Origin of the sequence: Nonomuraea sp. NPDC048826, from assembly GCF_043198225.1 — a bacterium.
Lineage (GTDB): Bacteria > Actinomycetota > Actinomycetes > Streptosporangiales > Streptosporangiaceae > Nonomuraea.
Window position 1 is genome coordinate 50703 of the sequence record NZ_JBICUQ010000002.1, and the last position, 24391, is coordinate 75093.

The following is a 24391-nucleotide window of genomic DNA, read 5'->3' on the forward strand; positions in this document are numbered from 1 at the left end:
GTCACGGCGATGGTGGCCGTCGCGGGCGGGGTGCCGCCCGTGACGTGACCGGTGACCGGGAACGTGCCAGGTCAGGCGCACCGGCTCGCCGGGCGGGACGGCGAGCGGCCCGCGGGGTGCTCCTGCTAGTCGGCGACGGGAAGCCAGACGCGCATGGTGGCCGGCCCGCGGTTGCCCCAGCGGTGGTACGGGATGAGCCGCAACGCCGCCCCGGGCTCGGCGCCGTGGTCCCCGTCCCAGCCGTCGGGGCCGCTCCGGTACGGCCAGGAGCCGGCCGCGGGGGCGCCGAGCACGGCCTCGGTCTCCAGCTCGACCACCTCCCCTTCGGCATGCTCGGCCAGCGCGGAGCCGGGCCGCACGGCCACCTCGGCCAGCGGCGGCTCGTCCCCGGCGGACTCCGCGCAGTACACCAGCGGCCCCCGCTCGACGGCGACGCAGCCGCGGACCGCGTCGATCCGCCGGTCCGGGTAGGTCCAGCGGGCCTCCATCGGCAGCTCAAGCACCAGCTCGTCACCCGCCCGCCAGCTCCCGACGGCCTCGGCGTACCCGGGCCCGACCGGGCGGGTCCCGCCCCCGTGCGCCAGCGTGGCGGAGGAGGCCCAGGCCGGGACGCGCAGCGAGATCCGTCCCGTGCCGTCGTCGAGGACCCGCACCCGCACGGTCCCCGACCACGGATAGCCGGTCTCCACCCGCAGCCGCAGCTCGCCGTGGCTGATCTCGCCCGGCGTGAACTGGTGGATCCGCACGCCGTCGCCGTCCGACGTGGCCACGTACGCCGCCACCGACGCCAGCGTGCGGGCGATGTTGCTCGGGCAGCACGACACGTCGAACCAGGGCGAGCGCAGTCCGCCCTGCGCCGCGTGGTTGACCATCCCGTCCGGCGGCGGCGCCGGCACCCGCACCGCCAGCGGGTTGGCGTAGAAGAACGACCGCCCGTCCAGCGCCGGCGAGGTGGCCAGCACGTTGTGCAGGGTGCGCTCGGCCAGGTCGGCGTAGCGGACGTCGCCGGTGGCCAGCAGCAGCCGGTGCGACAGCATGATCGAGGCGATGCCGGCGCAGGTCTCGGAGTAGGCCCGGTCCGGCGGCAGCTCGTAGTCGTCGCCGAACGACTCGTCCGCGTGCCGCGAGCCCATCCCGCCGGTGACGTGGGTGCGCCGGGCCACCGTGCGCTCCCACTGGTCCTCGATCGCCTTCAGCAGCTCCTCGTCGCCGGTCTCCACCGCCACGTCGACCGCGCCGCTCGCCAGGTAGAGCGCGCGCACCGCGTGCCCGCGGAACGCCGTCGCCTGCCGTACGGGGACGTCGTCCTGGAAGTACGCGCGCCCGAGATGGATCTCGCCCAGGGCGGGCAGCCCGCGGCGCTCCACGAACCGGCGGGCCATCTCCAGGTAGCGTTCGGCGCCGGTGGCCCGGTAGAGCTCCACCAGCGCCATCTCGATCACGGGATGGCCGTCGGTCTGCGTGCCCTCCATGAACCGGCGGCAGACGTGGTCGGCGGCGCGCACCGCCGTCCGGGTGAGCGGGTCCTCGCCGTGCGTGCGCAGCCTGGCCACGCCCGCCTGGATGAGGTGGCCGTAGCAGTACAGCTCGTGGCCCCACTCCAGGTCGGTGTAGCGGCTGCCGGACCAGCGGGTGTTGAGGTAGCCGTCGCCTTCCTGGGCCCTGGCGACGGTCTCGGCCAGCTCGGGCAGCGCGGGGTGGTCCGCCCAGGCCATCGCCTCCAGCAGCTTGTAGATCTCCGAGTCGCTGAACTCGCGTCCCCGGCGCGGGCGCTCGCCGCGGAAGTTGCCGATCCAGCCGGTCCGTTCCATCCATTCCTGGCAGTGCGCGATCGTGACCTCGCGGTTGAGCGCCACCCGGTCTCCCCAGAAACCGGGAGTGATCCGTACCGCGTCGAGGCCGAGAGGGGACAGCACGCCCGAAGAGGGCAGGACGGGGTTAGCCACGCAGAGCTCCTGACATGAATCCGCGCACGTAGTGGCGCTGCAGCACGATGAACAGGATGAGACAGGGGATGGCCATGACCATGACGCCGGCCTGGAGCATGCCGTAGTCGATCGCGCCCATGGTGCGCGACGTCATGCTGACCACGGCCACCGGCAGGGTGAACGACGCGCCGTCGTTGAGCAGGATGAGCGGCGCGAAGAAGTCGTTCCACGAGGCGAGGAACGCGAACAGGGCCACGGTGATCAGCGCCGGCCGCACGGCGTGCAGCAGGATCCTGGTGAACGCCCGGAACGTGCCGCAGCCGTCGACCAGCGCCGCCTCCTCCAGCTCGCGCGGGATCGCCTCGAACGCGTTGCGCATCATGAACAGCGCGAACGGCAGCTGGAACATGACGAACACCAGCGACAGCCCGACCAGCGAGTTCTGCAGCCCGAGATAGCCGAGCAGCACGTACAGCGGGATGAGGATCGTCGCGTACGGCACCATGAGGATCGCCAGCGTGGCCAGGAACAGCAGGTTCTTGCCGGGGAAGTCGAACCGGGCGAACGCGTAGCCGCCGAACGCCGACACCACCAGCGTGCCGCCCACGGTCATGACCGCGACCAGCAGGCTGTTGGTGGCGTACGTGCCGACGCCCTCGCCGAAGGCGGCCATGTCCGCGTAGTTGGCCGGCTCCTCCAGCGACGCGTAGCCGCTCCACACCAGCGGGAACAGGAACAGGATCGCCAGCGCGGTCATCGTCGTGTAGTACCTCACCGCAGCCTCCGCATCATGAGGACGTTCAGCCCGACCAGCGCCACAAGCAGCACGACCGACATGGCCGCCGCGCCGCCGAGGTCGAAGCGGAAGAACGCGTCGCGGTAGATCACCATCACCATCGACACGGTGCTGTTGTCCGGGCCGCCGTTGGTGAAGATGAAGAACTGGTCGAAGGCCAGCAGGGACCCGGTGACGCTGAGGATCAGCATGAGCGCGACCGTCGGCCGCAGCAGCGGCAGTGTGATCTTGGTGAAGATCTGCCACCGGTTGGCCCCGTCGCTCCTGGCCGCCTCGTACACCTCCGTCGGGATCGCCTGCAGACCGGTCAGCAGGATCAGCATGTTGAACCCGGCGAACCGCCACAGCACCAGCACGATCGTGGAGAACAACGCCATGTCGGGCGTGCCGGTCCACTTGACCGGCTCGTCGATCAGGCCCACCGACCGCAGGATCGGGTCGATCGGCCCGAAGTCGGCGTTGAGCATGCCGTAGAACAGCAGCGAGGTGGCGGCGAAGCCGACCGCGCCGGGCAGGAAGAACGCGGTGCGGAAGAAGCCGACGCCCGGCCTGCGCTCCTGCACGAGCAGGGCCAGCGCGAGCGCGAACGCCGACAGCAGCACCGTGATGATCGCCGTGTACTTCAGGGTGAAGAACACCGCGTCCACGAAGAGTGGATTGTCGGCGATCTTCGTGTAGTTGCCCGGTGCGTTGAACGTCGCCGGGCCGAGGAGCGGCCAGCGGTGCAGCGACATCCACAGCACCAGCGCGAGCGGCGCGATGAACAGGACGGCCACGATGACGGCGGTGGGCGCGGCGTAGAGCCAGCCCTGGGCCTTGCGCCCACGCCACCAGGGGACGGGCGCCGCGCCGTGCGCCGCCCGTCCCCGTGGCTTGCCGAGCGTCAACGTCATGGTTGCAGGGACTTCGTGACCTCGGTGTTCAACCGCCCGATCTGGGCGGCGTCACCGAACACCGCCTCGCGGGCCAGCCGCAGCCAGGGCCCCTGCGGGTCGTTGAACGTCTGCCCGAAGCGCAGCGCGTACGGCGTCTCGCCCTTGCCGACCAGCGAGTTGATCAGCACCACGCGCGGGTCCTCGGCGGAGTACTTGTTGTCGGCCAGGTCGGTCCGCGCGACCACGTCCTTGTTCTTGGCCATGACCTCGACCTGCGCCTCGTCCGAGACCGTCCAGGCCAGGAACTCCCAGGCCGCCTCGACGTTCCGCGAGGTGGAGGAGATGCCGATCGAGTCGCCGCCGACGAACGTGGACTCGCCGCCGTCGGGGCCGGCGATCGCGGTGACGCCGATCTTCATGTCGGCCGGCATCGCGCCGAGCGTGGTGGACGGCATCGGCATGACGCCGATCTCCCCCTTCGGGAAGAAGCCGGTCCAGGTCGGGCCCTGCTCCTCCTTGGTGGTGGGGCCGGTGACGCCCTTCTCGTGCAGCTCGCGGTAGATCGTGAACACGTCGGTCATGGCCGGCTGGTCGTTGAGCGACTCGGTGCCCTCGGCGTTCATCACCTGGGCGCCGGCCGCCCAGACCGAGGGCCAGAAGGTGAACACGTAGCAGCCGCCGCAGTTGCCGCCGAAGAACGTGCCGTGCACCTTGCCGTCCTTGCCGAGCTTCTCCTGGATGGTGGTGGCGTGCTGGGCGAACTCCTTAAGCGTTTTCGGTCCCTGCTCCGGGTCCAGGCCGGCCTTCTCGTACAGGTCCTTGTTCCAGAACCAGACCGACAGGTCGAGCGTGTGCGGCAGGGTGTACTGGCGGCCGTCGAGCGTGCCGAGCTTCATGTGGGACGGGGCGAGCCCGTCCTTGAACGGCAGAGCCGCGATCTTGTCCGTGACGTCCAGGAACAGGCCCTGCGAGGTGTAGTTCGGGACGAAGATGACGTCGGCGGCGAACACGTCGGGCAGCTGCTTGGCGCCCGCCGCGGCGGCGATGCGGGGCTGGTAGTTGTCCGTCGGGATGACCGTCAGCTTCACCTGGTTCCTGTGGCTGCTGTTGTAGGCCTTGACCAGCCGCTCGCTCTGCACCTGGGTCGCGGCCCTGGTCCACATGGTGATCGTCACGGGTCCCTCGGCGGGTTGCTGCCCGCCTCCACCCCCGCCTCCGCCGCAGGCGGTGGTGAGCGTTAACAACGCGAGGGTGGCCATACCGGCCAGCCGTCGTCTCATGGTGACTCCTTCGGTCCCCGCGGACTAAAAGGTTTTCGGAAACGTAAGAGAAACCTCGAGCCATGTCAACGGTGTTAGGGTCAGCTCTAGCTGATCGGTGAGAGAAAAGGGTTTCGAGAGATGGCGGTTAGGCGGGCGACCATCAGTGATGTGGCCTCGCTGGCGGGGGTGTCGATCGCCACGGCCTCCAAGGCGCTCAACGGGCGGCAGGACGTGCGGGCCTCGACCCGGCAGCGGGTGCTGGCGGCCGCCGAGGAGCTGGCGTTCCAGCCCAGCCCGCTGGCCCGGGGGCTGCTGTCCGGGCAGACCCGCACGGTCGGGCTGCTCACCTCCGACAGCGCGGGCCGGTTCAGCATCCCCGTGCTGCTCGGGGCGGAGGACGCGTTCGGCGCGGGTGAGATGGCGGTCCTGCTGTGCGACGCCCGGGGCGACGCGATCAGGGAGCAGCACCACCTGCGGGCGCTGCTGTCGCGCCGCGTCGACGGGCTGATCGTGGTGGGGGAGAGCACCGACCCGCGGCCCTCGGTGAGCAAGGACCTGCCGGTGCCGGTGGTCTACGCGTACGGCCCGTCGGAGGATCCGTCGGATGTCTCGTTCGTGCCCGACGACGTGGGCGGGGCGATGCTCGCGGTGCGTCACCTGCTCGCGCTCGGGCGCCGCCGGATCGCGCACGTCACCGGCCCGGACGACTACAAGGCCGCGCGCGACCGGGCCGAGGGCCTGACCGCCGCGCTCGCCGAGGCCGGGGTGGCGCAGGCCGGCGAGACCCTGTGGGGCACGTGGTCGCAGCGCTGGGGGCGGCACGCCGCCGAGATGCTGCTGACCGCCGGCTCCGACGTGGACGCGGTGTTCTGCGGCAGCGACCAGATCGCCGCCGGGTTCGTCGAGGCGGCCCGCGAGCTGGGCCGGCGCGTCCCGGACGACCTCGCCGTGGTCGGCTACGACAACTGGGAGGTGCTGGCCGCCGAGACCCGGCCGCCGCTGACCACCGTCGACCCCAGCCTGGAGCGGCTGGGGCGCACGGCGGCCCAGCACCTGTTCGCGGCGATCGGCGGCAAGGCCACGCCGGGCGTCCACAAGATGGACTGCCGGCTCGTCATCAGGGACTCCACCGCCCGGATGTGAGAGGGCGGCCCGGGCGGGTGCCCCTGCCCGGGCCGCCCGGCTCACCGGTCTCCTCTCAGCCTGATGAAGGTGACGGAGTGGGCGGGGAAGTCGTAGGTGAACGAGCGGGAGAAGCCCGTCACCCGGTGCTCCACCGGCGCGATCCGGTCAGGGGCGGCGATGGAGTTGACGTCGGCGGGGTCGCCCGTCAGCGAGGTGACCGTCGCCGTCGCCCCGATCCGCGCCCGGCCCAGGTCCACCGTGCCGCGCACGGAGGTGTCCTGCGCGTTGACGGCCTTGATCACCAGGTCGCCGGTCCTGGCGTCCTTGGACACCACCTGGTAGAGCGGCTCCACCACGGCGTGGTCGGTGAACTCGTTCACCTTCTGCCCGTCCAGCCAGAGCGTGATCTTCCGGCCGGACACCTGCACCTTCACCCGGTAGTCGCGGCCGGTCTCGATCGTGGTGGCGGAGGTCGCGATCGACGCCTTGGCGCCGTTGACCGCCTTCTCCACCGCCGACTGGGTGTTGTTCCAGCCGCCGAGGTTCCACCAGTAGTAGTTTCCGCTGTCGCGGGCCCCGAACATCACCAGGAAGCCCTCGGCCCCGCCGAGCTTGCGGGCGGTCAGCTCCAGCGTGTAGTTCGACCAGTCCGCCGATCCGGCGGTGGACCGGGCGTCCTCCACCAGCGCCGTCTGCTCGTACCCGCCGTCACGGACCGCCCAGGTGCCGGTGCCGGGACGCCACTGATCGGCGCCCGCCGCGAAGTCGTCCTGAAGCAGGACGGTCCCGTCGGCGGCCGTCACCTTGACGTCGTCGTACCGGACGGAGGTGTTCCAGGAGGCCAGCCCCACCGCGCCGGCGATGTCCTCGACAGGGCGGTTCGCGCCCTGGAAGGAGCTCGGCAGCACGGTGTCGCCGACGTTCCTGGAGAACAGCTTCTGCACGTGATAGCTCGGCGACCCGTAGGCCTCGTCGTTGTCGAACCAGATCAGGTCCGGCGTCCAGTCCACGTAGTCGACGTTGGCCAGCAGCGGCGCGTACGCGGCCAGTTCCACCACGTCGGCGTTGCGCTCGATGCCGGTCAGGTACGACGCCTCGGACAGCGCGTTGAAGAACGTGTTGCCGCGCGAGGCGTACTCGCCGACGAACACCTTCGGGCCCTCGCGGTCGTAGGAGTCGTAGCGCTTGTTGTTGGTCAGGAACCAGTCGGGGTTGTTGTAGTAGTGCTCGTCGACCAGGTCGGCCTTCTGGTCGCGGGCGAACTGCCACATCCGGTCGAACCAGGCGCCCTGTGAGGTCTGGCCCGAGTTGCTGATGATCTTAATATTCGGATATTTCGCCCTTATCGCGTCCGCGAACTTCGGGTAGTTGGCGAAGAACTCCGGATAGATCTCCTCGTTGCCGAGCCCGATGTAGTCCAGCCCGAACGGCTTGGGATGCCCCAGCTGGGCCCGCTTCTTCCCCCAGGTGGAGGTCACCGGCCCGTTGGCGAACTCGATCAGGTCAAGCGTGTCCTGGACCCAGCGGGCCAGCTTCGCCTCCTCCGTCAGCGGCCGGTTCTCGCCGCAGCCGTTCACGCCCACCGACAGCACCGGCAGCGCCTCGGCCCCGAGGTCCTCCGCGAACTGGAAGTACTCGTAGAAGCCGATCCCGTAGCTCTGGTTGTAGCCCCAGAAGTTGAAGTTCGTCGGCCGCTCCTCGACCGGGCCGATCGTCTCCTTCCACTGGTAGATGCGCCGCCGGTCCTGGTTCTCGCTGTACGGGTCGTACGTGCCGACGTTGGTCACGCAGCCGCCGGGGAAGCGCAGGAAGCGCGGCTTCAGGTCGGCGATCAGCCCGGCCAGGTCGGCCCGCATGCCGTTCGGCCGGTTCTTGAAGGTGGCGCGCGGGAACAGCGAGATCATGTCCAGGTCGGTCCCGCCCTCGGGGGCCAGCAGCACGAGCCGCCCGGCGTCCGTGGTGCCGGTCGCCCGGAACGACGCCTCGTACCTGGTCCAGCCGCCCGCCTTCACCCGCACGCTCGCCTTCCCGTACGAGGTCGAGCCGCTCTCGACGGCCACCGTCACCGTGCCGGGAGTGTCGCGCCTGGCCCAGAACGACAGGTCGTAGCGCTCGCCCCGCTTCAGCGGCAGGCCGCTGTTGAAGCCCGCGTTCTGCACGCCCGCCGGACCGCCGGCCACCTCCAGGCGCAGGTAGTTGCGGTTGTTCGGGTTGAGCGGCCGGTCGCCGGTGACGGTCGCGGTGGCCGTGCCGCCGCGTTCGACCTCGCTCCACGCGGTCAGGCCGTGGTAGCTCGGCTCGTCCACCCGGTCGAACTCGAACGAGCGGTTCTGCACCAGCTCGGCGTAGAGCCCGCCGTCGGCGGCATGGTTGATGTCCTCGTAGAACACCCCGTACAGGTCGGGGCCGACCTTCGTGCCCTTGGCCGCGGTGTCGACGGTCAGCTCGCCGGTGGTGTAGCCCTCGACGCGGAACTTGCCCGCCTCGGTCCCGGCCACGAGCGCGCCCCGGCTCACGGCGAGGCGGCGCTCGCCGGAGCTGACGGTGACCTTGCCGCCGCCCGCGTCGGTGAGCTGGAACGCCGACCCGGCGCCGCCCAGCCGGACCCGGTCGCCGGCCAGCTCCAGATACTTGCCGGAGGCCGCGTCCTTCAGCCTGCTGTCCGCCTCGGCGGTCAGCGCCAGGCTGGTCATCGGAGGTTTCCCGGCCGCCCGCACGACGCCGCGCTCCGCCGTCAGGTACGGATCCTCGCCCACGTGCCGGAGCGTGAACAGGCCCTCGGGCGTCACCGGCTGCCCCGGCGCGGTCTTGACCGCGACGTAGTCGAAGTCGGCCGCCATGGACATGCCGTTCTGGGCGGCCAGCGCGAACAGGCCGACCTGCCTGACGTCGATGTCCGCCGTCACCCGGGAGGCCTCAACCCAGGAGGAGCCGTCCCAGGTGGAGGAGACGAACTGGTCGCCGGTCCTGGTCAGCTTGACGACCTCGGCGGAGGAGCCGGGCCGGGCGGCGAAGGACGCGGTGAAGGCCGCGCCGACCTCGGTGTCGGTCTCGATCACCTGGCCGCCGGCGGAGCCCACGTGGGCCAGGCCCGCACGGACGTAGTTGTCCCAGTCCTGCCAGGCCAGGATGCCGGCGCTCTGGAAGTCCAGCGTGACCGGGGCACGGACGCTGGTGACCACCTCGAAGTCGCCGGCCGGGATGTCCATGAGGAAGAGGTTCCTGGCCGTGTTGACGCCTTGGTAGGTGTCGCCGGGCAGGGCGTGCACGCGCAGCGCGCCGGGCTGCTCGGTGAGCGACCACCGCGTGTCGTCACGGGCCAGCACGGCCCAGTCGGGGCCGAGCGTGGTCGCGTCGAACTGGTCGACGGCCGCCCCGTCGGGGATCGGTTCCGCGGCGCGCGCCTGCGCGGGCGCGGTGATAAGCCCCGCCACGAGCAGGATGGCCAACGCTAATCGGGTCATGCGGGAGCTCCTCGGGGCGTGAGGTGGTGTTAGCGCTAACAAGGGAGGTTTAGCGCTAACACCGAGCGACAGCGCCTAGTTAAGGGGGCCCGTGATGCGCCGTCAAGAGTCCGCCGCGTAACGCGACCGTAATCAAAGCGACCCTTGACGGACGTGCTTGTTAACGTTCACAGTCGTGCCAAGCCCGAAAGGAGCACGACCGTGGGAACTGTCCGAGGACGCCGTCCGCCGGTGATGGCGGATGTGGCCAAGGAGGCCGGCGTGTCCCATCAGACGGTTTCCCGCGTCCTCAACGACCATCCCAACGTGCGCGTCGAGACCCGGACCCGGGTGCTGGAGGCGATCGACAAGCTGGGCTACCGCCGCAACCTCGTCGCCCGCGCGCTGGTCACCAAGCACTCCAGGACCCTGGGCGTGGTCAGCTTCGACACCACGCTCTACGGTCCGGCCAGCACGGTGTACGGCATCGAGCAGGCGGCCAGGGCGGCCGGTTACTTCATCAGCATCGTCAGCCTCAAGTCCATCGACAGGACCGGCGTCCGCGACGCCCTCGACTACCTGGCGGACCAGGGCGTCGACGGCATCGTGGTGGTCGCGCCGCAGCGGTCGGCCGCCCAGGCGCTGGCCGACCTGCCGCTCGACATCCCGGCGGTCGCGGTCGAGGGCGGCGAGGCCGGTGACGTGCCGGTCGTCTGCGTGGACCAGGTCGAGGGCGGCCGGCTCGCCACCGAGCACCTGCTGAGCCTGGGCCACGAGACGGTCTGGCACGTGCGCGGGCCCGGCGACTGGCTGGAGGCCGAAGGCCGGGTCACCGGCTGGCGGTCCGCGCTGGAGCAGGCGGGCCGGGATGTCCCCGAGCCGCTGGCCGGCGACTGGAGCCCGCGTTCCGGCTACGAGGCCGGGCGCAGCCTGGCCAGCATGGCGGGCGTCACGGCGGTCTTCGTGGCCAACGACCAGATGGCGCTGGGCGTGCTGCGGGCCTTCACCGAGAAGGGGGTGAGGGTGCCCGGCCAGGTGAGCGTCGTCGGTTTCGACGACATCCCGGAGTCGGCGTACTTCTCGCCGCCGCTCACCACCATCAGACAGGATTTCGGCGCGGTCGGGCGGCACAGCATCGGGGTGCTGCTGCGGCAGATCGAGGCCGGCGGGCCGCAGGCAAGCGAGCGGCTCGTCGTCCCTCCCATGTTCGTCACCCGCGTCAGCACGGCCGGACGCTGAGCCGGCCGCCGGCAGGACGGCGTTGACACATCCCTCGTGTTAGCGCTCACAACCCCAGAAAGGACACCCCCCACGTGTTGAAGAGGATCTCGATGCTGGCGGTAGCCGGCCTCACCGCCTTGTCGCTGGCGGCCTGCGGTGGCGGCGGTGGCGGCACCACCACCGCCGGAACCGGCGGCGAGGGCGGCAACGACGACGCGATCGTCATGGGTTTCTCCCAGGTCGGCGCGGAAAGCGGCTGGCGCACCGCGAACACCAAGTCCGTCCAGGAGTCGGCCAAGGAGGCCGGCATCACGCTGCGCTTCTCCGACGCCCAGCAGCGGCAGGAGAACCAGATCAAGGCGATCCGCTCGTTCATCCAGCAGAAGGTGGACGTCATCGCGTTCTCGCCGGTCGTCGAATCCGGCTGGGGCACGGTGCTCAAGGAGGCCAAGGACGCCGGGATCCCGGTCATCCTGACCGACCGGGCCGTCGACGACCCGGACACCTCCCTCTACAAGACCTTCCTCGGCTCGGACTTCGTCGAGGAGGGCAAGAAGGCCGGCCAGTGGCTGGTGGAGGAGTACAAGGACGCCACCGACACCGTCAACATCGTCGAACTGCAGGGCACGACCGGTTCGGCCCCGGCCAACGACCGCAAGGCGGGCTTCGCCGAGGTCATCGGCGCCGACCAGAAGTTCAAGGTCATCGCCTCGCAGACCGGCGACTTCACCCGGGCCAAGGGCAAGGAGGTCATGGAGGCCTTCCTGAAGGCACACCCGGACATCGACGTTCTTTACGCGCACAATGACGACATGGGCCTGGGCGCGATCGAGGCGATCGAAGGTGCGGGCAAGGTGCCCGGCAAGGACATCAAGATCATCACGGTGGACGCCGTCAAGGACGGGATGCAGGCGCTCGCCGACGGAAAGATCAACTACATCGTGGAGTGCTCCCCGCTCCTCGGCCCGCAGCTGATGGACCTGGCCAAGAAGGTCGTCGCCGGCGAGAGCGTGCCTGCCCGCGTGGTGACCGAGGAGACCACGTTCACGCAGGAGCAGGCCAAGGAAGCCCTGCCCAGCCGCCAGTACTGATCGAGGACGACCGGGCCGGCCGCGCGGCCGGCCCGGTCGGGAAGGAGGGGGCGCCGGATGGACGCACCCCCGCCGATCCTGCGGATGAGCGGGATCGGCAAAGAGTTCCCGGGCGTGCGCGCCCTCGACGGCGTGGACCTGCGGCTGCTGCCCGGTGAGGTGCACGCGCTCATGGGCGAGAACGGCGCCGGCAAGTCGACCCTGATCAAGGTGCTGACCGGGGTGCACACGGCCGACGAGGGCTCCGTCGAACTGGCGGGGCAGCCCGTCGCCTTCGGCAGCCCGCTGGAGGCCCGCCAGGCCGGGATCAGCACCGTCTACCAGGAGGTCAACCTCTGCACCAACCTGTCGGTGGCCGAGAACATCCTCATCGGCCGTGAGCCGCGCCGCTTCGGCCGCATCGACTGGCCGCGGATGCGGTCCCGCGCCAGGGAACTGCTGGCGCGGATGGAGCTCGACCTGGACGTCTCCGCGCCGCTGTCGTCGTACTCGCTGGCCATCCAGCAGATGGTGGCCATCGCCCGCGCGCTCGACGTCGAGGCCCGGGTGCTCATCCTGGACGAGCCCACCTCCAGCCTCGACGCCGACGAGGTGGGCCAGCTCTTCCGGGTGATGCGCAGGCTCAAGGACGAGGGCATCGCGATCCTGTTCGTCACGCACTTCCTGGACCAGGTGTACGAGATCTCCGACCGGATGACGATCCTGCGCAACGGGCGGCTGGTGGGGGAGTACCTCACCCGCGAGCTCAGCCAGGTCGAGCTGGTCGCCAAGATGATCGGCCAGGAGCTGGAGGCGCTGGACAAGCTGCACGGTGAGGCCAGGAGCTTCGCCACGCCGCTGGTCGAGGCCCGCGGGCTGGGCCGGCAGGGCGCGATCGAGCCGTTCACGCTGACCATCCACGAAGGCCAGGTCGTCGGGCTCGCCGGCCTGCTCGGCTCGGGCCGCACCGAAGTGGCCCGGCTGCTGTTCGGCGCCGACCACGCCGGCGCCGGTCAGGTCGCGGTCGAAGGCGAGCAGGTCTCGCTGCGCACGCCGCGGATCGCGATGAACCACAAGATCGCGTTCTGCTCGGAGAACCGCAAGCGCGACGGCCTCGTCGAGGACCTGACCGTGCGCGAGAACATCATCCTCGCCCTCCAGGCCACCCGCGGCTGGGCCAGGCCGGTCCCGCGCGAGCAGCAGGAGGAACTGGTCGGCAAGTACGTCAAGGCGCTGCGGATCAGCCCGCCCAACCCGGAGATCCCGGTGCGCAACCTCAGCGGCGGCAACCAGCAGAAGGTGCTGCTGGCTCGCTGGCTGATCCTGCAGCCGCGGCTGCTCATCCTCGACGAGCCCACCCGCGGCATCGACGTGGGCGCCAAGACCGAGATCCAGCGGCTGGTCGCCGAGCTGTCCGACGGCGGCATGGCGGTGCTGTTCATCTCCGCCGAACTGGAGGAGGTGCTGCGGCTCAGCCACAAGGTGGCCGTGCTGCGCGACCGCCGGTTGATCGCCGAGCTGCCCAACGACGACGACCTCACCAAGGACGTGATCATGGAGACCATCGCGAGCGGAGGCCGGACCTGATGCGCCGCCTGCTCTGGCCGATCCTGATCCTGGCCGTGCTGCTCCTGGTCAACCTGATCTTCACGCCCGGGTTCTTCTCCATCCAGCTCCGCGAGGGCCACCTGTACGGGAGCCTGATCGACATCCTGCGGTTCGGCGCGCCGCTGATCCTGGTGTCGCTGGGCATGACGCTGGTCATCGCGACCGGCGGCATCGACCTGTCCGTCGGCTCGGTGGTGGCCATCGCCGGGGCGCTCGCCTGCCTGCAGATCAGCCAGGACCAGGGCGTGGCCGCCGCGATCGTGCTGGCTCTCGGGCTGAGCACGCTGCTCGGCGCCTGGAACGGGTTCCTGGTCGCGGCGGTCGGCATCCAGCCGATCATCGCCACGCTGATCCTCATGGTGGCCGGGCGCGGCCTGGCCCAGCTCATCACCGACGGCCAGATCATCACCATCAACGAGCCCGCGTACAAGATCATCGGTGGCGGTTACCTGCTGACCGTGCCGTTCGGCATCCTCATCGTGCTCGCCGTGCTGGCGATCACCGCCTTCCTGACCCGGCGGCTGGCCCTCGGCATGCTCATCGAGTCGGTCGGCGGCAACGCCGAGGCGAGCCGGCTGGCCGGCATCAGGGCGCGCGGGATCATCGTCATGGTGTACGCGTTCGCCGCCCTCTGCGCGGGCGTGGCCGGGCTGATGATCAGCTCGAACGTGTCCAGCGCCGACGGCAACAACGCCGGCCTGTGGATCGAGCTGGACGCCATCCTGGCCGTGGTGATCGGCGGCACGTCGCTGGCCGGCGGCCGGTTCTCGCTCGGCGGCACGGTGATCGGCGCGCTGATCATCCAGACGCTGACCACCACGATCTACTCCGTCGGGGTGCCGCCGGAGACCACGCTGCTGTTCAAGGCGCTCGTCGTGACCGCGGTCTGCCTGATCCAGTCGCAGGCCTTCCGCGACAAGGTGTTCCACCGCCGCGGCGGGACCGCCCCGCCCCGTCCGGTGAGTGAGGAGAAGGTACGGGTGAGCACGTGACCACGCTCAGCCTCGGCGGGGGCAGGACGCTCCCCGCCAAGTACGTGCCGGTGCTGGTGACGGCCTGCCTGTTCGTCGCCATGTTCGTGGCCGGCGGCGTCCGCTACGAGGGGTTCGCCACCGGGCAGATCGTGCTGAACGTCTTCATCGACAACGCGTTCCTGCTGATCGTGGCCGTCGGGATGACGTTCGTGATCCTCACCGGCGGCATCGACCTGTCGGTGGGCTCGGTGGTGGCGCTGTCCACGATGATCGCCGCGAGCCTGATGACCGGGCCGGGCTGGCCGCCGTACCTGGTGGTGCCGCTGGTGCTGCTGGTCGGCTCGGGGCTGGGGCTGGTGATGGGCTATCTGATCCACGCCTTCGACATCCAGCCGTTCATCGTCACGCTGGCCGGCATGTTCCTGGCCAGGGGGCTGTGCTACACGATCGGGACCGAGTCCATCCCGATCACCGATCCCACGTTCACCGCGTTCGCGCAGACCAGGATCGACCTGATCGCGGACATGTGGATCTCGCCCAGCGTGATCATCGCGGCGGTCGTCGTGCTGGTGGCCGCGTACGTGCTGCACTACACGCGGCTCGGCCGGGCGGTCTACGCGACCGGCGGCAGCGAGCAGTCGGCGCTGCTCATGGGCCTGCCCGTGGGCCGCACGAAGGTGGCCGTCTACACGATCTCCGGCTTCTGCTCGGCGCTCGGCGGCGTGGTGCTGTCGTTCTACATGCTCTCCGGGTACGGTCTGCACGCCGTCGGCATGGAGCTGGACGCGATCGCGGCGGTGGTCATCGGCGGCACCCTGCTCACCGGCGGGACCGGCTTCCTCCTGGGCACCGTGCTGGGCGTGCTCGTGCTCGGTCTGATCCAGACCATCCTCAGTTTCGAGGGCACGCTGAGCTCCTGGTGGACGAAGATCGTCATCGGCCTCCTGCTGTTCGCCTTCATCCTGCTGCAGCGGCTGTTCTCGGCGCGTTCACGCCTCTGACCTGCGAGGAGATACCATGTGAACGTTACCAGGAGGTTACCCGGATCCATTGACATGCTGGTTGTTAGCGATAACAATCACGACCAACGGACGAGAGTTTTGTTCTGGTTCATCCCCCTTGTGGTGAACCGTTTCCTCTCACGGTCAGCTCGCGCGCTGCCGTGATCTTTCATGCAAGGAGAACCACACGATGAGGTTGGGACGGATCGGGGGCGTGGTCACCGCGATCGCGCTCGCCGCCACCATGACGGCCTGCGGCTCCAGCCAGAAGACGGTCGACGCCGAGGCGTCCTCGGCGGCGGAGGGAGGCAACAGCGGCGGCCTGGTCGGCGTCACGATGCCGACGAAGTCGTCCGAGCGGTGGATCCACGACGGCGACAACGTCAAGAAGCAGCTGGAGGCGCTCGGCTACCAGGTCGACCTCCAATACGCGGAGAACGACATCCCCACGCAGGCCAACCAGATCGAGAACCAGATCACCAAGGGCGCCAAGCTGCTGATCGTCGCCTCGATCGACGGCACCGCGCTCACCTCCCAGCTCCAGCAGGCGGCGGACAACAAGATCCCGGTCATCGCCTACGACCGGCTGATCCGCAACAGCCCGAACGTCGACTACTACGCGACCTTCGACAACTTCAAGGTCGGCGTCCAGCAGGCCACCTCCCTGCTCCAGGGCCTCGGTGTGGACAAGGGCGAGAAGGGCCCGTTCAACATCGAGCTGTTCGGCGGCTCGCCTGACGACAACAACGCCACGTTCTTCTGGAACGGCGCCATGTCGGTGCTCCAGCCGAAGATCGACGACGGCACGCTCGTCGTCAAGAGCGGCCAGACCGACTTCAAGACCGCCGCGATCCTCCGCTGGGACCCGGCCACCGCGCAGCGGCGCATGGAAGACATCCTCACCAAGACCTACACCGGCGACACCAAGGTCGACGGCGTGCTGTCCCCGTACGACGGCCTGTCCATCGGCATCCTGTCGGCGCTCAAGAGCAGCGGCTACGGCACCAGCGGCCAGCCGTACCCGGTCGTGACCGGCCAGGACGCCGAGCTCGCCTCAGTCAAGTCGATCATCGCCGACGAGCAGTACTCGACGATCTTCAAGGACACCCGCAAGCTCGCCGAGACCACCGTCAAGATGGCCGACGCCGTGCTCAAGGGCCAGAAGCCCGAGGTGAACAACGAGAAGGACTACGACAACGGCAACAAGGTCGTTCCCTCGTACCTGCTCGACCCGGTGATCGTCGACAAGACGAACTACGAGGAAATCATCATCGGCGGCGACTACTACACCGAGGACCAGCTCAAGTAGGGCCGTGCTCCGGGGGACGGCCCGTCCCCCGGAGCCCCTGACCGAGGGGCTTCGACACATGACCGACCACATTCTGCGGATGACCGGGATCACCAAGACGTTCCCGGGCGTCAAGGCGCTGCAGGACGTCAACCTGTCCGTGCGGCGCGGTGAGATCCACGCCGTCTGCGGCGAGAACGGCGCCGGCAAGTCGACGCTGATGAAGGTGCTGTCCGGGGTCTACCCGCACGGCACGTACGAAGGCGAGATCCACTTCGACGGACAGCAGTGCGCGTTCGCCGGCATCCGCGACAGCGAGCACGCCGGCATCGTCATCATCCACCAGGAGCTGGCGCTCAGCCCGCAGCTGTCGATCGCGGAGAACATCTTCCTCGGCAACGAGCGCGCCAAGCGCGGGATGATCGACTGGAACCGCACCAACTACGAGGCCGACCTGCTGATGAAGCGGGTGGGCCTGCGTGAGAACCCGACGACCGTCGTCTCCGACCTCGGCGTCGGCAAGCAGCAGCTCGTGGAGATCGCCAAGGCGCTGTCGAAGGAGGTGAAGCTGCTCATCCTCGACGAGCCCACCGCGGCGCTCAACGACGACGACTCCGCGCACCTGCTCGACCTGCTGCGCGGGCTGCGCGACGAGGGCATCACCTGCGTGATCATCTCCCACAAGCTGAACGAGGTCATCGCGATCTCCGACGCCGTCACGATCATCCGCGACGGCCGCACCATCGAGACGCTCGACATGGCGACCGACGAGGTGACCGAGGACCGGATCATCTCCGGGATGGTCGGCCGCGCCCTCGACAACCGCTTCCCGCCGCACGAGTCCAAGGTCGGCGAAGAGGCGCTGCGCATCGAGGACTGGACCGTCCACAGTCCCAGCCAGCCCGGCCGCAAGGTGGTCGACGGCGCCTCGCTCACACTGCGCCGGGGGGAGATCGTCGGGCTGGCCGGCCTCATGGGCGCCGGCCGCACCGAGCTGGCGATGAGCGTCTTCGGCCGGACGTACGGGGTCAACATCTCCGGCAAGATCTTCAAGGACGGCAAGCCCGTCGAGATCCGCACCGTCCAGGACGCCATCAGGCACGGCCTGGCCTACGCCACCGAGGACCGCAAGCGGTACGGGCTCAACCTCATCGAGGACATCAAGCGCAACATCTCCGCCGCCGGCCTGAGCGGGCTGGCCAAGCGCGGCTGGGTGAACGAGCACGAGGAGTACGCCGTCGCCGAGCGCTTCCACAAGAGCATGAACATCAAGGCGCCGAGCGTGTCCAGCGTCGTCGGCAAGCTGAGCGGCGGCAACCAGCAGAAGGTCGTGCTCTCCAAGTGGATCCTCACCGAGCCCGACGTGCTCATCCTCGACGAGCCTACCCGCGGCATCGACGTCGGCGCCAAGTACGAGATCTACACGATCATCAACCGGCTGGCCGACGAGGGCAAGGCGGTGCTGGTGATCTCCTCCGAACTGCCCGAGCTGCTGGGCCTGTGCGACCGCGTCTACACGCTCTCCGAAGGGCGCGTCACCGGTGAGCTGCCACGGCACGAAGCCACGCAGGAACGCCTCATGCAACTGATGACCAAGGGACAGGAGTAGCTCCACATGAGCAGCACCACGCCCGCCGTCGTGACGGCCGGCGCCAAGGGCGGCGGACCGGAAGAGCCCAAGCGGCCAGGCCGGGTCTCGCTCGGCGGCATGTCGCTCAACCTGCGGTCGAGCGGCATCTACATCGCGTTCGCGCTGATCGTCGTGCTCTTCTCGGTCCTCACCGACGGCGCTCTCCTCACACCGCAGAACATCTCGAACATCATCGTCCAGAACTCCTACGTCCTGATCCTCGCGATCGGGATGATCCTGGTGATCATCGCAGGGCACATCGACCTGTCGGTCGGCTCGGTGGTCGCGGTCACCGGAGGACTCGCCGCGGTGCTCATGGTCAACATGGGCATGCCGTGGCCGCTGGCCCTGCTGGTCACCATCGCGGCCGGCGCCCTCATCGGCGCCTGGCAGGGCTACTGGGTGGCCTACTTCGGCATCCCGGCGTTCATCGTGACGCTCGCGGGCATGCTGCTGTTCCGCGCGCTCACCCTGACCGTGCTCGGCAACCAGGGCATCGGCCCGTTCCCCGACCAGGTGCGCACCCTGGCCAACGGGTTCACCAGCGGCTACCTCGGCAACGTCGGGCTCGGCCCGCTGGGCGGCGCCGACCTGTTCAGCCTGCTGATCGGGCTGGTCGCCATCGCCGGCATGGTCGTCGCCCAGTGGCGCACCCGGGCCGCCAGGGCCGGCTACGGGCAGTCCGTCGAGCCGTTCGCGGTGTTCGTGCTGAAGATGGCCGCCGGGGCCGCGCTCATCCTGTTCCTGGTGGTGCAGCTGGCCCGGTTCAAGAACCTGCCCTGGGTGCTGGTGCTCCTCGCGGTGCTGGTGCTGGGCTACTCGCTGCTGGCCAACAAGACCGTGTTCGGCCGGCAGATCTACGCCATCGGCGGCAACCTGCACGCCGCGGTGATGTCCGGCGTCAAGGTCAAGAAGGTCGTCTTCTGGATCTTCGTCAACATGGGCGTGCTGTCGGCCATCGCCGGCATCATCTTCGCCGGGCGGCTCAACCAGGCGGGCCCGACGGCGGGCAACTCGTTCGAGCTGGACGCGATCGCCGCGGCCTTCATCGGTGGCGCGGCCGTCCAGGGCGGCGTCGGCAAGGTGGTCGGGGCCATCACCGGTGGCCTGATCATGGCCGTGATCAACAACGGCATGTCCCTGATCGGCTCGCCGAGTGAGCGGGTCATGCTCGTCAAGGGCCTGGTCCTGCTGGCCGCCGTCGCCTTCGACGTGTGGACCAAGCGCCGCGCGGGCGCCGCCGCCTGATCGCCCCGCAGAACCCGTACCAGCAGAACCCGTACCAGCAGAACCCGTACCAGCAGAGCTCGTACCAGCAGGAAGGAGAGACCGTGGTAGCGCCGCTCAAGCGCCGCCCGCCCGTGATGGCCGACGTGGCCAGGGAAGCCGGCGTGTCGCACCAGACGGTCTCCCGGGTGCTGAACGATCACCCCAACGTCCGGCCCGACACCCGGGCCCGGGTGGAGGAGGCGATCACCAGGCTGGGCTACCGGCGCAACCTGGCCGCCCGCGCGCTGGTCACCAAGCGGTCCCGGATGCTCGGCGTGGTCAGCTTCGACACCACGCTCTACGGCCCGGCCAGCACGATCTACGGCATCGAGCAGGCGGCCAGGACGGCCGGCTACTTCGTGAGCATCGTGAGCCTCAAGACGCTCGACGTCGACAGCGTCCGCGACGCCATCGACTACCTGTCCGAGCAGGGCGTGGACGGGATCGTCGTGGTGGCCCCGCGGCGCTCGGCCGGTCCGGCGCTGGAGAGCCTGCCGTCGGGCACCCCGGCGGTCGCGGTCGAGGGCGTCCACCGGACCGACGTCTCGGTGGTCTGCATCGACCAGGCCGAGGGCGCCAGGCTCGCCACCCGGCATCTGCTGGAACTGGGGCACGAGACCGTCCACCACGTCACCGGCCCGCCCGACTGGCTGGAGACCGAGGGGCGGCTGGAGGGCTGGCGGTCCGCGCTGGAGGAGGCGGGCCGTCCGGTGCCCGAGCCGCTGGCCGGCGACTGGAGCCCGCGCGCCGGCTACGAGGCGGGCAGGAGCCTGGCGGCGATGGCCGGCGTCACCGCCGTCTTCGCGGCCAACGACCAGATGGCGCTGGGCGTGCTGCGCGCGCTCTCCGAGGAAGGAGTGAAGGTACCCGACCAGATCAGCGTCGTGGGCTTCGACGACATCCCCGAGTCGGCGTTCTTCTCGCCGCCGCTCACCACGGTCAGGCAGGACTTCGACCAGGTGGGCAGGCACTGCATCGAGGTGCTGCTCCGGCAGATCGAGTCGGGGGCGGGCAGATGCGAGCGCCTGGTCGTGCCGCCCGGTTTCGTCGTCAGGTCCAGCACGGCTGCCGCTGCGCGGGTGCCGTGATATATGCAGGGCAAGGCCCCGTACGAATCCCCTGGAGATCAGTGTGAACGCTAACAAGTTCGTGGTCGGAGTGGACTTCGGCACGCTGTCCGGGCGTGCCGTCGTCGTCCGCGTGTCCGACGGCGCGGAGCTGGGCAGCGCCGTCCACGAGTACGCGCACGGCGTCATCGAGCGGGAGCTGCCCGGCTCCGGCGTGCGGCTCGGCCCCGACTGGGCGCTGCAGTCGGCGCAGGACTGGATCGACGTGCTGCGCGTGGCCGTGCCCGCCGCCGTCGCCGCGGCCGGCGTCCCGGCCGGCGAGGTGATCGGCATCGGCACCGACTTCACCGCGTGCACCGTGCTGCCGACCACGGCCGACGGCACCCCGCTCTCCTTCCTGACCCCCGAGCGGCCGCACGCCTGGCCCAAGCTGTGGAAGCACCACGCGGCCCAGCCGCACGCCGACCGGATCAACGAGCTGGCGGCCCGGCGCGGTGAGAGCTGGCTGCCCCGTTACGGCGGCAAGATCTCCTCGGAGTGGGAGTTCGCCAAGGGGCTGCAGGTCCTGGAGGAGGACCCGGAGTCGTACGCCGCCGCCGACCGGTGGATCGAGGCCGCCGACTGGATCATCTGGCAGCTCACCGGCGTGGAGAGCCGCAACATCTGCACCGCCGGATACAAAGGGATATTTCAGGAGGACGGCTACCCGTCCGAGGCGTTCCTCGCCGAGCTGAACCCCGGCTTCTCCGGCTTCACCGCCAAGCTCGCCACCGGCCAGGTCGGCGACAAGACCGCGGGCGTCACCCTCGCCCCGCTCGGCGGCCTCGCCGGCGCCCTGTCCGCCGAGGCGGCCGCCTGGACCGGCCTGCCCGAGGGCATCGCCGTCGCCGTCGGCAACGTCGACGCGCACGTCACCGCCGCCGCCGCCGACGCCGTCAGGCCCGGCCAGATGGTCGCCATCATGGGCACCTCCACCTGCCACATCATGCCGAGCGACCAGCTCGCCGAGGTGCCCGGCATGTGCGGCGTGGTACGCGACGGCATCGTGCCCGGCCTGTGGGGGTACGAGGCCGGCCAGTCCGCGGTGGGCGACATCTTCGCCTGGTTCGTCGACGCCCACGTCCCCGCCGAGTACGCCGAGGCGGCCGCCGCCCAGGGCATGAACGCGCACGAGTACCTCACCTCGCTCGCCGAGAAGCAGGCGGTCGGCCGGCACGGCCTGGTCGCCCTCGACTGGTTCGGCGGCAACCGCTCCGTCCTCGTCGACCACAACCTGTCCGGCGTCATCGTCGGCCAGACCCTCGCCACCCGGCCCGAGGACGTCTACCGCGCGCTCATCGAGTCCACCGCGTTCGGCGCCCGCATGATCGTGGAGACCTTCGAACGAGCCGGCGTCCCGGTCGAGGAGTTCGTCGTGGCCGGCGGCCTGCTCAAGAACCGCTTCCTCATGCAGGTCTACGCCGACGTGCTGCGCCGCCCGCTGTCGGTCATCGGCTCCGACCAGGGCCCGGCGCTCGGCTCCGCCATCCACGCCGCCGTCGCCGCCGGCGCCTACGCCGACATCGAGAAGGCGGCCGCCGCCATGGGCAAGCGCGCCGAAGCCGCGTACGTGCCCGACCCGGCCAGGGCCGACGCCTACGACCGGCTGTACGCCGAGTACCGCACCCTGCACGACCACTTCGGAGACGGACGCATGCTGCACACCCTGCGCGCCATCAGGAACGAGGCGACCTCATGAGGACCACGGTCGCCGCCCTGCACGCGGAGCTGGTCCGCTACGACCTCGTCGCCTGGACGGCCGGGAACGTCTCCGGCCGCGTTCCCGGCGAGGACCTGTTCGTCATCAAGCCCTCCGGCGTCTCCTACGACGAGCTGACACCGGAGAACATGGTCGTCTGCGACCTCGACGGCAACCTCGTCGAAGGCGCCCACGCCCCGTCCAGCGACACCGCCGCGCACGCGTACGTCTACCGCCACATGCCCGAGGTGGGCGGCGTCGTGCACACCCACTCCACCTACGCCTCGGCGTGGGCGGCCCGGGGCGAGCCGATCCCGTGCGTGCTCACCGCGATGGCGGACGAGTTCGGCGGGGAGATCCCCGTCGGCCCCTTCGCGCTCATCGGCGACGACTCCATCGGCCAGGGCATCGTGGCCACGCTCGCCGGCCACCGCTCGCCCGCCGTGCTCATGCAGAACCACGGCGTCTTCACCATCGGCAAGGACCCGAAGGCGGCCGTGAAGGCCGCCGTCATGTGCGAGGACGTCGCCCGCACCGTCCACGTCGCCAGGCAGCTCGGCGAGCCCCTGCCGATCAAGCCGGAGCACGTCGATCGCCTGTACGACCGCTACCAGAACGTCTACGGACAGAGGAGCCCGCGTTGAACATCTGGTTTCTGACCGGCAGCCAGGGGCTGTACGGGGAGGACACGCTGCGGCAGGTGGCCGAGCAGTCGCAGCGCATCGCCGGGGCGCTGCCGCTGCCCGTGCAGTGGAAGCCGGTCCTGACCGACGCGGCCGCCATCCGGCGGGTGATGCTCGAGGCCAACGCCGACGACACCTGCGCCGGCGTGATCGCGTGGATGCACACCTTCTCCCCGGCGAAGATGTGGATCGCCGGCCTGGACGCGCTCCGCAAGCCGCTGCTCCACCTGCACACGCAGGCCAACGTGGAGCTGCCGTGGGCCTCCATCGACATGGACTTCATGAACCTCAACCAGGCCGCGCACGGCGACCGCGAGTTCGGGTACGCCCAGACCCGGCTCGGGGTCGCCCGCAAGACCGTGGCCGGCCACGTCAGCGACCCGGCCGTGGCCGAACGCGTCCTGGCCTGGGCCCGCGCCGCCTCCGGCCTGGCCGAACTGCGCACCCTCCGGCTGGCCAGGTTCGGCGACAACATGCGGGACGTGGCCGTCACCGAGGGCGACAAGGTCGAGGCCCAGCTCCGCTTCGGCGTCTCCGTCAACACCTACGGGGTCAATGACCTGGTCGAGGCCGTCGACGCGGCCACCGACGCGGACGTGGACGAGCTGGTCAAGGAGTACGAGGAGCTCTACCGGGTGGCGCCCGAACTGCTCGGCGAACGGCGCGAGTCGCTGCGCTACGCCGCCAGGATCGAGCTGGGCCTGCGCCACTTCCTGGAGAGCGGCGGCTTCAAGGCGTTCACCACCAACTTCGAGGACCTCGGCGGCCTGCGCCAGCTCCCCGGCCTGGCGGTGCAGCGGCTCATGGCCGACGGCTACGGCTTCGGCGGCGAGGGCGACTGGAAGACGTCGGTGCTGCTGCGCACGCTCAAGGCGATGGCGCCCGGCGGCACCTCGTTCATGGAGGACTACACCTACCACCTGACGCCGGGGGAGGAGCTCATCCTCGGCGCCCACATGCTGGAAGTGTGCCCGACGATCGCCTCCGGCACCCCGTCGTGCGAGATCCACCCGCTGGGCATCGGCGGCCGGGAGGACCCCGTCCGGCTGGTCTTCGACGCCACACCCGGGCCGGGCATCGTGGTCGGCCTCGCCGACATGGGCGACCGGTTCAGGCTGGTGGCCAACGAGATCGACCTGGTGGCGCCGCCGCAGCCGCTGCCCGCGCTGCCCGTCGCCCGTGCGGTCTGGCAACCTCGCCCCAACCTGCGCACCTCCGCCGAGGCCTGGCTCACCGCCGGCGCCCCGCACCACACGGTGCTGTCCACCGCCGTGGGCGTCGAGGAACTGACGGACCTGTCCGAGATGCTCGGCGTCGAACTGCTCGTCATCGACGCCGACACCACCCCGCGCCAGTTCGCCAAAGAACTCCGCTGGAACCAGGCCTACTACCGCCTGGCCCAGGGCTTCTGAC

The 24391-nt window shown here is 69.9% G+C and carries 18 protein-coding genes; 13 read left to right on the top strand and 5 right to left on the bottom strand.

The window, feature by feature from the left end; genetic code table 11:
• Positions 1–125: 125 nt before the first annotated feature.
• Genes ACGFI7_RS06025 through ACGFI7_RS06040 form a run of 4 tightly spaced genes read right to left on the bottom strand, consistent with a single transcriptional unit; the run spans position 126 to position 4879 of the window.
• A complete protein-coding gene (locus ACGFI7_RS06025; protein WP_393399735.1) occupies positions 126–1946 on the bottom strand; it encodes a glycoside hydrolase family 127 protein in 1821 nt (606 codons plus the stop codon).
• Positions 1939–2703, bottom strand: coding sequence for a carbohydrate ABC transporter permease (locus ACGFI7_RS06030; RefSeq protein WP_393399738.1), 765 nt, complete (start codon positions 2701–2703; stop codon positions 1939–1941). Before ACGFI7_RS06030 ends, ACGFI7_RS06025 begins: the two co-directional genes overlap by 8 nt.
• Positions 2700–3617, bottom strand: a complete 918-nt coding sequence (locus ACGFI7_RS06035; RefSeq protein WP_393399740.1) for a carbohydrate ABC transporter permease — start codon at positions 3615–3617, stop codon at positions 2700–2702. Before ACGFI7_RS06035 ends, ACGFI7_RS06030 begins: the two co-directional genes overlap by 4 nt.
• Positions 3614–4879: an ABC transporter substrate-binding protein gene (locus ACGFI7_RS06040; protein ID WP_393399742.1), complete on the bottom strand. Its 1266-nt coding sequence runs from the start codon at positions 4877–4879 to the stop codon at positions 3614–3616. The genes ACGFI7_RS06035 and ACGFI7_RS06040 overlap by 4 nt, the downstream gene beginning before the upstream one ends.
• A gap of 120 nt (positions 4880–4999) precedes the next feature.
• Between ACGFI7_RS06040 and ACGFI7_RS06045 the strand changes: the two genes are divergently transcribed.
• Positions 5000–6004 carry a LacI family DNA-binding transcriptional regulator gene (locus tag ACGFI7_RS06045; RefSeq protein ID WP_393399744.1) on the top strand — a complete coding sequence of 335 codons (1005 nt, stop codon included), beginning with the start codon at positions 5000–5002 and terminating at the stop codon, positions 6002–6004.
• Positions 6005–6045: 41 nt separating this feature from the next.
• Here the strand turns inward: ACGFI7_RS06045 and ACGFI7_RS06050 are convergent, their stop codons facing one another.
• A complete protein-coding gene (locus ACGFI7_RS06050; protein WP_393399746.1) occupies positions 6046–9450 on the bottom strand; it encodes an alpha-L-arabinofuranosidase C-terminal domain-containing protein in 3405 nt (1134 codons plus the stop codon).
• Positions 9451–9684: 234 nt separating this feature from the next.
• Between ACGFI7_RS06050 and ACGFI7_RS06055 the strand changes: the two genes are divergently transcribed.
• From ACGFI7_RS06055 to araA, 12 genes are all read left to right on the top strand, one after another.
• Complete coding sequence (locus ACGFI7_RS06055) at positions 9685–10668, top strand: LacI family DNA-binding transcriptional regulator (RefSeq protein ID WP_393401856.1); 984 nt, start codon at positions 9685–9687, stop codon at positions 10666–10668.
• A 74-nt stretch (positions 10669–10742) separates the two neighbouring features.
• Complete coding sequence (locus tag ACGFI7_RS06060; RefSeq protein WP_393399748.1) at positions 10743–11741, top strand: ABC transporter substrate-binding protein; 999 nt, start codon at positions 10743–10745, stop codon at positions 11739–11741.
• 57 nt (positions 11742–11798) lie between these two features.
• The gene (locus tag ACGFI7_RS06065; protein ID WP_393399750.1) at positions 11799–13307 is read left to right on the top strand and encodes a sugar ABC transporter ATP-binding protein; all 1509 of its coding nucleotides are present in this window, start codon (positions 11799–11801) and stop codon (positions 13305–13307) included.
• The gene (locus ACGFI7_RS06070; RefSeq protein ID WP_393399752.1) at positions 13307–14320 is read left to right on the top strand and encodes an ABC transporter permease; all 1014 of its coding nucleotides are present in this window, start codon (positions 13307–13309) and stop codon (positions 14318–14320) included. The genes ACGFI7_RS06065 and ACGFI7_RS06070 overlap by 1 nt, the downstream gene beginning before the upstream one ends.
• A complete protein-coding gene (gene yjfF, locus ACGFI7_RS06075) occupies positions 14317–15303 on the top strand; it encodes a galactofuranose ABC transporter, permease protein YjfF (protein WP_393399754.1) in 987 nt (328 codons plus the stop codon). Before ACGFI7_RS06070 ends, yjfF begins: the two co-directional genes overlap by 4 nt.
• A gap of 190 nt (positions 15304–15493) precedes the next feature.
• Positions 15494–16612 (top strand): multiple monosaccharide ABC transporter substrate-binding protein, encoded by a 1119-nt coding sequence (gene chvE / locus ACGFI7_RS06080; protein WP_393399756.1) that lies wholly within the window; start codon positions 15494–15496, stop codon positions 16610–16612.
• 58 nt (positions 16613–16670) lie between these two features.
• Entirely contained in the window at positions 16671–18200 is a 1530-nt protein-coding gene (gene mmsA, locus ACGFI7_RS06085; protein WP_393399758.1) for a multiple monosaccharide ABC transporter ATP-binding protein, read from the top strand.
• Positions 18201–18206: 6 nt separating this feature from the next.
• Complete coding sequence (gene mmsB, locus ACGFI7_RS06090; RefSeq protein ID WP_393399761.1) at positions 18207–19469, top strand: multiple monosaccharide ABC transporter permease; 1263 nt, start codon at positions 18207–18209, stop codon at positions 19467–19469.
• 116 nt (positions 19470–19585) lie between these two features.
• A complete protein-coding gene (locus ACGFI7_RS06095) occupies positions 19586–20578 on the top strand; it encodes a LacI family DNA-binding transcriptional regulator (protein ID WP_393401858.1) in 993 nt (330 codons plus the stop codon).
• Between the two features lie 61 nt (positions 20579–20639).
• Entirely contained in the window at positions 20640–22295 is a 1656-nt protein-coding gene (gene araB / locus ACGFI7_RS06100) for a ribulokinase (RefSeq protein ID WP_393401860.1), read from the top strand.
• Positions 22292–22939 (top strand): L-ribulose-5-phosphate 4-epimerase, encoded by a 648-nt coding sequence (locus ACGFI7_RS06105; RefSeq protein ID WP_393399763.1) that lies wholly within the window; start codon positions 22292–22294, stop codon positions 22937–22939. Before araB ends, ACGFI7_RS06105 begins: the two co-directional genes overlap by 4 nt.
• Complete coding sequence (araA, locus tag ACGFI7_RS06110) at positions 22936–24390, top strand: L-arabinose isomerase (protein WP_393399766.1); 1455 nt, start codon at positions 22936–22938, stop codon at positions 24388–24390. Before ACGFI7_RS06105 ends, araA begins: the two co-directional genes overlap by 4 nt.
• The last annotated feature ends 1 nt before the right edge of the window (position 24391 follow it).